The sequence below is a fragment of the Streptococcus sp. 477 genome (genome assembly GCF_013277295.1).
GTDB lineage: Bacteria > Bacillota > Bacilli > Lactobacillales > Streptococcaceae > Streptococcus > Streptococcus pseudopneumoniae.
The window spans coordinates 1-8,797 of record NZ_VMMQ01000051.1; the positions used below are offsets into that span (position 1 = coordinate 1).

The 8,797-nt window shown below is 39.6% G+C and carries 8 protein-coding genes and 1 tRNA gene; 7 read left to right on the top strand and 2 right to left on the bottom strand.

Annotated elements, in window-relative coordinates:
• Positions 1-75: 75 nt before the first annotated feature.
• The gene (locus tag HT691_RS06600; protein WP_023933921.1) at positions 76-1,392 is read right to left on the bottom strand and encodes an FAD-containing oxidoreductase; all 1,317 of its coding nucleotides are present in this window, start codon (positions 1,390-1,392) and stop codon (positions 76-78) included.
• 193 nt (positions 1,393-1,585) lie between these two features.
• On the opposite strand from HT691_RS06600, the gene HT691_RS06605 reads away from it, so the two are divergent.
• From HT691_RS06605 to HT691_RS06635, 7 genes are all read left to right on the top strand, one after another.
• Positions 1,586-2,812: an OFA family MFS transporter gene (locus HT691_RS06605; protein WP_138700646.1), complete on the top strand. Its 1,227-nt coding sequence runs from the start codon at positions 1,586-1,588 to the stop codon at positions 2,810-2,812.
• Positions 2,813-3,009: 197 nt separating this feature from the next.
• The gene (locus HT691_RS06610) at positions 3,010-4,590 is read left to right on the top strand and encodes a DEAD/DEAH box helicase (protein WP_172922802.1); all 1,581 of its coding nucleotides are present in this window, start codon (positions 3,010-3,012) and stop codon (positions 4,588-4,590) included.
• Positions 4,591-4,867: 277 nt separating this feature from the next.
• Positions 4,868-5,656 carry a GTP-sensing pleiotropic transcriptional regulator CodY gene (gene codY, locus HT691_RS06615; RefSeq protein ID WP_000940723.1) on the top strand — a complete coding sequence of 263 codons (789 nt, stop codon included), beginning with the start codon at positions 4,868-4,870 and terminating at the stop codon, positions 5,654-5,656.
• A complete protein-coding gene (locus HT691_RS06620) occupies positions 5,656-6,231 on the top strand; it encodes an isochorismatase family cysteine hydrolase (RefSeq protein WP_000158719.1) in 576 nt (191 codons plus the stop codon). Before codY ends, HT691_RS06620 begins: the two co-directional genes overlap by 1 nt.
• 80 nt (positions 6,232-6,311) lie before the next feature.
• Positions 6,312-6,397, top strand: a tRNA-Leu gene (locus HT691_RS06625).
• Positions 6,398-6,677: 280 nt separating this feature from the next.
• Positions 6,678-7,808 carry a sn-glycerol-3-phosphate ABC transporter ATP-binding protein UgpC gene (ugpC, locus tag HT691_RS06630; RefSeq protein ID WP_000229957.1) on the top strand — a complete coding sequence of 377 codons (1,131 nt, stop codon included), beginning with the start codon at positions 6,678-6,680 and terminating at the stop codon, positions 7,806-7,808.
• 271 nt (positions 7,809-8,079) lie between these two features.
• Positions 8,080-8,592, top strand: coding sequence for an adenine phosphoribosyltransferase (locus HT691_RS06635; RefSeq protein ID WP_023933925.1), 513 nt, complete (start codon positions 8,080-8,082; stop codon positions 8,590-8,592).
• Here HT691_RS06635 and HT691_RS11150 read toward each other — a convergent pair.
• The coding region (locus HT691_RS11150) for a hypothetical protein (protein WP_205380622.1) at positions 8,589-8,797 on the bottom strand (209 nt) is incomplete at its 5' end. The genes HT691_RS06635 and HT691_RS11150 overlap by 4 nt on opposite strands.

Here is an 8,797-nt window from a genome sequence, read left to right on the forward strand (position 1 = left end):
ATTTTCGAAGAGTATGAGATTTCGCAGAAATGAAAACAGCCCTCAGAGGGCTGTCAGTTAAGATGTGATCTCAACTTAAATCGCAAACAAGTCATTCAAGTTCTCAGCCAAGGTTGGGTGAGTGAAGATTTGTTTTGTGAAGTAAGTGTAAGGAATCTTGTTGTCCATAGCAACAGTGATGATGTTGATGATTTCTTGAGAACCTTCTGAGAAGATGCTTGCTCCAAGAATTTCTTTGGTTTCAGTATTAACAACAGCTTTGAAAGCTCCGCGAAGGTTTCCATTTACGTGACCACGAGGCATGGCTGCAACAGGAATTTCCTTAACAGCGTATGGAAGTTTCAAATCTGCTGCTTGGCTTTCAGTCAAACCAACTTGTGAAAGTGCAGGTGTGATAAACATGGTGTTTGGTACATTGAGACGGTCTTCAAGTGTGTAGCTGCCATCTCCAGCAAGGTAGCTGTAGACAACACGGAAGTCATCAAGTGAAATGTAAGTAAATTGAAGGCCACCGTTGACATCCCCAACTGCAAATACACCAGGAACGTTTGTTTGACAATGTTTGTCTACTTTAATAGCACCACGTTCAGTAAGTTCAATATCTGTATTTTCAAGTTGAAGTGGTTCTACATTTGGTTTACGTCCAGTTGCGTAGAGAAGGGCATCGAAACGGTAAGTTTCGTCTTCAGTTACGATAAGCACTTGGTCACCGTCGTTTTTAATTTCAGTAGTATGGATATTTTGAAGCAATTCAATACCGTCTTCTTCCAGGTATTGTTTAGCAAGAGCTGCGATGGAAGGTTCTGCACGAGGTAGGAATGTATCCAAGGCATCTAGGACTGTAACCTTGCTTCCAAGTTTGTTGTAAAGGCCAGCAAATTCAAGACCGATATTTCCACCACCAAGGACTCCAAGTTTTTCAGGCAATTTGTCCAAATTTTGGATACCTGTTGAGTCAAAGACGTTCTTGCTTGTAGCAAGTCCAGGGATAGGCAAGACGTTTGAAACAGCACCAGTGTTGATGACGATTGTTTCAGCAGTCAGTTCTTTCTTTTCATCACCAGCTTGGATTTCGATGACTTTATTTGAAAGGAAGTGAGCTTCCGCATCAAAGATATCCACGCCTGTACCAGCAACAGTCGCATAGTTTTTACCGTTGAGGCGACCAGTGATAGTATTTTTGGTAGCAATGACTTCTTCAAAAGACAAGTCTTTCTCAGCAGCAACTAGCAAAGTCTTAGTTGGGATACAACCGATGTTGATACAAGTTCCACCGTACATAGCTTTGCTACGTTCAACGAGGGCAACTTTTTTGCCAGCTGAAGCCAATTTACCAGCTAGTGTTTTACCAGCCTTACCAAATCCGATAACGATTAAATCATAAGTTAACATTTAGAGTTCCTCCTATTCGAATTACATTCTAGCACAAGAAAAAAACTTTTGCACAATTCTGCTACGAAAAAGACAGAAAAAAATAAAAACGCTTTCCAGACAAAAAGCTAGTAATTTTTTGACAAGCTTGATAAACTAAAATCCTATCTATTTTTATATAAGATAGAATAAATGTTCGAAAATAGGAGGTTTTATGAAATCGAATCGTTATATTATTGCCTTTGCTGGGGTCATTTTACACTTAATGCTGGGTTCGACTTATGCTTGGAGTGTTTATCGTAACCCTATTATTGAAAAAACGGGATGGGATCAGGCTTCTGTTGCCTTTGCCTTTAGTCTAGCAATCTTTTGTTTAGGCTTATCGGCTGCATTTATGGGGCGTTTGGTAGAAAAATTTGGTCCGAGAGTCATGGGGAGTCTATCTGCTTTTCTATACGCAGGTGGAAATATCTTAACAGGATTTGCAATAGACCGTCAGGAACTGTGGTTGTTGTATCTGGCTTATGGTATTTTAGGTGGGCTTGGTTTGGGAGCCGGCTATATTACCCCTGTGTCAACGATTATAAAATGGTTTCCTGATAAACGTGGTCTCGCAACAGGTTTAGCGATTATGGGGTTTGGTTTTGCTTCTTTATTGACTAGTCCCATAGCGCAACATCTCATCGCAGGGGTAGGGCTTGTAGAAACTTTTTATATTTTAGGTGCAAGTTACTTTATTATCATGCTCCTAGCTTCACAATTCATTAAGCGTCCAAATGAACAAGAGCTTGCAATTTTATCTGTTTCAGGGAAAGAAAAAACAGACTCTCTGACGCAAGGGATGACTGCAAATCAGGCTCTAAAAAGCAATCGGTTTTATATACTTTGGATTATTTTCTTTATCAACATAGCTTGTGGTTTAGGCTTAATTTCAGCGGCATCGCCAATGGCACAGGAGATGGCTGGCTTGTCTACAAGTCATGCAGCAGTAATGGTGGGCGTTTTAGGGATTTTCAATGGATTTGGTCGCTTGCTTTGGGCGAGTTTGTCTGACTATATCGGTCGCCCTCTAACCTTTAGTATATTACTGCTTGTCAATCTTTTCTTTTCTCTCTCACTTTGGCTCTTTACAGATTCCGTTTTATTTGTAGTCGCTATGTCTATTTTGATGACTTGCTATGGAGCTGGTTTTTCATTGATTCCAGCTTATCTCAGTGATATTTTTGGAACCAAGGAATTAGCTGCTCTGCATGGTTATATTTTAACAGCTTGGGCAATGGCTGGTTTAGCAGGACCTATTTTATTAGCAGAAACTTATAAAATGGCTCATTCTTACACACAAACCTTGTTCGTTTTTATCATTTTATATAGTATAGCCTTGGCTTTGTCTTATTATCTAGGTCGTTCCATCAAAAAGGAAGGTCAAAAACCGCTTACATGATTTTCTAGAGAAATTGGGCTATCTTTTGCTTCTCTCTTGTGTTATACTAGATAGGTTGCAAAGAAAACAGTACTTTTCTTTTGTGGAAAAGAAGCAACACGATTTTATATCCAGTATATGAAAATACGTCATAAAAAGAAAAGTATACACTAAGCCCTATAGGGTGGCTTCGCACCACCTTTAGAAAGAAGAACAACGTGAAATTTAATGAATTAAACTTGTCTGCTGATTTGCTAGCAGAGATTGAAAAAGCTGGTTTTGTAGAAGCCAGTCCGATCCAAGAACAAACCATTCCCTTGGCCCTTGAAGGCAAGGACGTTATCGGTCAAGCTCAGACTGGTACAGGAAAAACTGCAGCCTTTGGCTTGCCTACCCTTGAAAAAATCCGTACAGAAGAAGCGACTATCCAAGCCTTGGTGATCGCTCCAACTCGTGAACTCGCTGTCCAAAGTCAAGAGGAATTGTTCCGTTTTGGTCGTAGCAAGGGAGTCAAAGTCCGCTCAGTATACGGCGGATCAAGCATTGAAAAACAAATTAAGGCTCTTAAATCTGGTGCCCATATCGTGGTGGGAACACCTGGTCGCCTCTTAGACTTGATCAAACGCAAGGCCTTGAAATTACAAGATATTGAAACGCTTATCCTTGACGAAGCGGATGAAATGCTCAACATGGGCTTCCTTGAAGACATTGAAGCTATCATCTCCCGTGTCCCTGAAAATCGACAAACTCTTCTTTTCTCAGCAACTATGCCAGATGCCATCAAACGTATCGGTGTTCAGTTTATGAAAGAACCTGAGCATGTGAAGATTGCTGCTAAGGAATTGACAACAGAATTGGTTGATCAATACTATATCCGAGTTAAGGAACAAGAAAAATTTGATACTATGACACGTCTCATGGATGTGGAGCAACCTGAGCTTGCTATCGTATTTGGTCGTACCAAACGTCGTGTGGATGAATTGACTCGTGGTTTGAAAATCCGTGGCTTCCGTGCAGAAGGAATTCATGGAGACCTAGACCAAAACAAACGTCTTCGTGTCCTTCGTGACTTTAAAAATGGAAATCTGGATGTTCTAGTTGCGACGGACGTTGCAGCGCGTGGTTTGGATATTTCAGGTGTGACCCATGTCTATAACTACGATATTCCACAAGATCCTGAAAGTTATGTTCACCGTATCGGTCGTACAGGTCGTGCCGGTAAGTCAGGTCAGTCTATTACTTTCGTATCACCAAATGAAATGGGCTACCTCCAAATCATTGAAAACTTGACCAAGAAACGCATGAAAGGTCTCAAACCTGCAAGTGCAGAAGAAGCCTTCCAAGCTAAAAAACAGGTAGCTCTCAAGAAAATCGAACGTGATTTTGCAGATGAGACTATCCGTGCTAACTTTGAGAAATTTGGTAAGGATGCTCGTAAGCTAGCTGCCGAATTTACTCCAGAAGAATTGGCAATGTATATCTTGAGTCTGACTGTTCAAGATCCGGATAGCCTTCCAGAAGTGGAGATTGCGCGTGAAAAACCACTGCCATTTAAACCATCAGGTAATGGCTTCGGTGGTAAAGCTAAGGGAGGTCGTCGTGGAGATGACCGTCGAGACCGTGATCGTCGAGACCGTGATCGCCGTGGTAATGGTCGTCGGGATGATTTCAAAAAAGGAAGTCGTGGCAATGATAGTTTTGATAAAGACAGACGTTACCGTAAGGATAATAAAAAACCACGCAATACTTCAAGTGAAAAGCAAACAGGCTTTGTTATTCGTAACAAGGGAGATAAATAAGAAAAAGCGGTTCAAAATGAATCGCTTTTTTATATAAGGAGACCAAGGGTGAAAGAAGATGGTGATAGCAAAGGATAGGTGAAATGGAAAGGTATTATCAACCCACCTTCTTATAATGATATAATATCAAATATAAATTAGGTTGTCAATAAGAAAACATAATTTTCTAAAATATTTCAGCTAGTCTAAATTGCAATTAAATAAGCAATTTTCAGATAATAATTGAAAATTCAATCTGTTTATGTTATAATGATAGCGATTAAATTCGAGGTGAAAAATGGCACATTTATTAGAAAAAACAAGAAAGATTACATCAATTTTGAAGCGCTCAGAGGAGCAGTTTCAGGATGAGCTTCCTTACAACGCTATTACGCGTCAGTTAGCGGATATTATTCATTGCAATGCCTGCATTATCAATAGTAAGGGACGTCTGCTTGGCTATTTTATGCGTTATAAAACAAATACAGATCGCGTAGAGCAATTCTTCCAAACTAAGATTTTCCCAGATGACTACGTTCAAGGGGCTAATATGATTTACGAAACAGAAGCAAATTTGCCTGTTGAGCATGATATGAGTATTTTCCCTGTTGAGAGTAGAGAAGATTTTCCAGATGGCTTGACGACTATTGCACCGATTCATGTATCGGGGATTCGCCTTGGTTCTTTGATTATTTGGCGCAATGATAAAAAATTCGAAGATGAGGACTTGATTCTTGTTGAGATTGCCAGTACCGTTGTTGGGATTCAGCTTCTTAACTTCCAGCGTGAAGAAGATGAGAAAAATATCCGTCGCCGTACTGCTGTCACCATGGCGGTTAATACCCTTTCTTACTCCGAACTCCGTGCTGTTTCAGCAATTTTAGGGGAATTAAATGGAAATGAAGGGCAGTTGACTGCATCAGTGATTGCAGACCGTATCGGAATTACCCGCTCTGTGATTGTCAATGCCCTTCGTAAACTTGAATCTGCGGGAATTATTGAAAGTCGCTCACTTGGAATGAAGGGAACCTACCTTAAGGTCTTGATTTCAGATATTTTTGAAGAAGTGAAGAAAAGAGATTACTAATGACTAAAGCTTTAATTTCGATTGATTATACAGAAGATTTTGTTGCTGATAGTGGTAAATTGACAGCAGGGGCTCCAGCTCAGGCTATTTCGGATGCCATTAGCAAGGTGACTCGATTAGCTTTTGAACGGGGAGATTATATCTTCTTTACTATTGATGCTCATGAAGAAAACGATTGTTTTCATCCAGAAAGTAAACTATTTCCTCCTCATAATCTGATTGGGACTAGTGGACGCAATTTATACGGAGACTTGGGGATCTTTTATCAAGAGCATGGTTCAGACAGTCGTGTCTTTTGGATGGATAAACGCCATTACTCAGCTTTTTCAGGGACTGACCTAGATATTCGTTTGAGAGAGCGTCGCATTTCTACAGTTATCTTAACAGGTGTCTTGACGGATATCTGTGTCCTGCATACAGCTATTGATGCCTATAATCTAGGTTATGACATCGAGATTGTTCAACCAGCTGTTGCTTCCATCTGGCCTGAAAATCATCAATTTGCCCTAGGTCATTTCAAAAATACACTTGGAGCTAAGTTAGTAGATGAAAATCTAAATGAAATTTTAGAGTAATTTGGTTGATGAAATGAAAAAAATTGAAAAAAAGTGTTGACAAGCATCCCAAAAGTTGATATACTAGTAAAGTAATCGACGCGGGGATGGCGGAATTGGCAGACGCGCAGGACTAAGGATCCTGTGACCGCTTTAGGTCGTGAGGGTTCAAGTCCCTCTCTCCGCATAGGATAAGAGTTAGCTTAGGCTAGCTCTTTTGTATTTCTCTAAAAAATTAGAATCCAGTCAAATGTAGTGGAGAATCAGCGAAAATATGGGAAAGCTGATCCTTGTTTCTGCTTTTGTATAGAAGAATAATAAAGATTATCTTCTTCAAATTCTCCGATATTCTCTAAAGTTTTGTGCAAGTTGCACAGAATTTTTTTGTTTTTTTGGTCACCTTGCCATAGAAATGTAAAACGTTTTCATCTATAATATAATTATCAAAAACAAAAGGAGTTCACCTCATGGTAGAATTGAATCTTAAAAATATTTACAAAAAATATCCAAACAGCGAACACTATTCAGTTGAAGATTTCAACTTGAATATCAAAGATAAAGAATTTATCGTTTTCGTAGGTCCTTCAGGATGTGGTAAATCAACAACCCTTCGTATGATTGCTGGTCTTGAAGACATCACAGAAGGTACTGCATCTATCGATGGCGTGGTTGTCAACGACGTAGCTCCAAAAGACCGTGACATCGCCATGGTATTCCAAAACTACGCTCTTTACCCACACATGACTGTATACGATAACATGGCTTTCGGTTTGAAATTGCGTAAATACAGCAAAGAAGACATCGACAAACGTGTGCAAGAAGCAGCTGAAATCCTTGGATTGAAAGAATTCTTGGAACGTAAACCAGCTGACCTTTCAGGTGGTCAACGTCAACGTGTTGCCATGGGTCGTGCCATCGTCCGTGATGCAAAAGTATTCTTGATGGACGAACCTTTGTCAAACTTGGATGCAAAACTTCGTGTATCAATGCGTGCTGAAATTGCGAAAATCCACCGTCGTATCGGAGCTACAACTATCTACGTAACTCACGACCAAACAGAAGCGATGACACTTGCAGACCGTATCGTTATCATGTCAGCAACTAAGAACCCTGCTGGTACAGGTACTATCGGACGTGTTGAGCAAATCGGTACTCCTCAAGAAGTTTACAAAAACCCAGTTAACAAATTCGTTGCAGGATTCATCGGAAGCCCAGCAATGAACTTCATCAATGTGAAATTAGTTGGTAGCGAAATTATTTCTGATGGTTTCCGTTTGAAAGTTCCAGAAGGAGCATTGAAAGTTCTTCGCGAAAAAGGCTACGAAGGTAAAGAGTTGATTTTCGGTATCCGTCCAGAAGATGTGAATGCAGAACCTGCTTTCCTTGAAACATTCCCAGACTGTGTTGTAAAAGCGACTATCTCTGTATCAGAACTGCTTGGTTCAGAATCTCACCTATACTGCCAAGTTGGTAAAGACGAATTTGTTGCTAAAGTTGATGCTCGTGATTACTTGCAAACAGGTGCAACAGTTGAACTTGGATTTGACTTGAACAAAGCACACTTCTTCGATGTAGAAACTGAAAAAACAGTCTATTAAAATAAATAAAATTCAAAGCAGTACAAGAAAAGATATCTCTTTATCGATTGTAGTGGAGAGATATCAGTTAGTCTAGGGAGAGAAACAAAATGCTTCTCTCCTTTTTGCTAGGGAAGTCATATTATGTATCTATCTTGTGACGTGCCTTGAATAAAAATGGTCGTCTTATTTGACTTATAGGGTGACTAGCAAATGAAATATTGTTTTCCCTTTCTTCTTTACTGGAAAATATGCTATAATAGAGAGTAAAAACTTTGAAAGAAAGAAAAATATGAATTTAAAAGATTACATTGCAACAATTGAAAATTATCCAAAAGAAGGTATCACCTTCCGTGATATTAGTCCTTTGATGGCTGATGGAAATGCTTATAGCTACGCTGTTCGTGAAATTGTTCAGTATGCTACTGACAAGAAAATTGACATGGTTGTAGGGCCTGAGGCTCGTGGATTTATTGTGGGCTGTCCAGTTGCCTTTGAGTTGGGAATTGGTTTTGCACCTGTTCGTAAACCAGGTAAATTGCCACGTGAAGTCATTTCTGCTGACTATGAAAAAGAGTACGGTGTTGATACCTTGACTATGCATGCGGATGCAATCAAACCAGGTCAACGCGTTCTTATTGTAGATGACCTCTTGGCAACAGGTGGAACTGTTAAGGCAACTATCGAGATGATTGAAAAACTTGGTGGTATTGTAGCAGGTTGTGCCTTCCTTGTTGAATTGGATGAATTGAACGGCCGTGAAAAAATCGGGGACTACGATTACAAGGTTCTTATGCATTATTAATGAAAAACAGTCCCTAGGGCTGTTTTCTCTACATTAGGATATAAAAATAGACTATAGCTAGTTAGAGAAAAACTATAATTGAAAACTATATCTTCTTGCAGTATAATAAAAGGACTATGTGTTTGAAATTTAGTTTCATACTCAATGAAAATCAAAGAGTAAACTAGCCGTAAGCTGCTCAAAGTACAGCTTTGAGGTTGCAGAT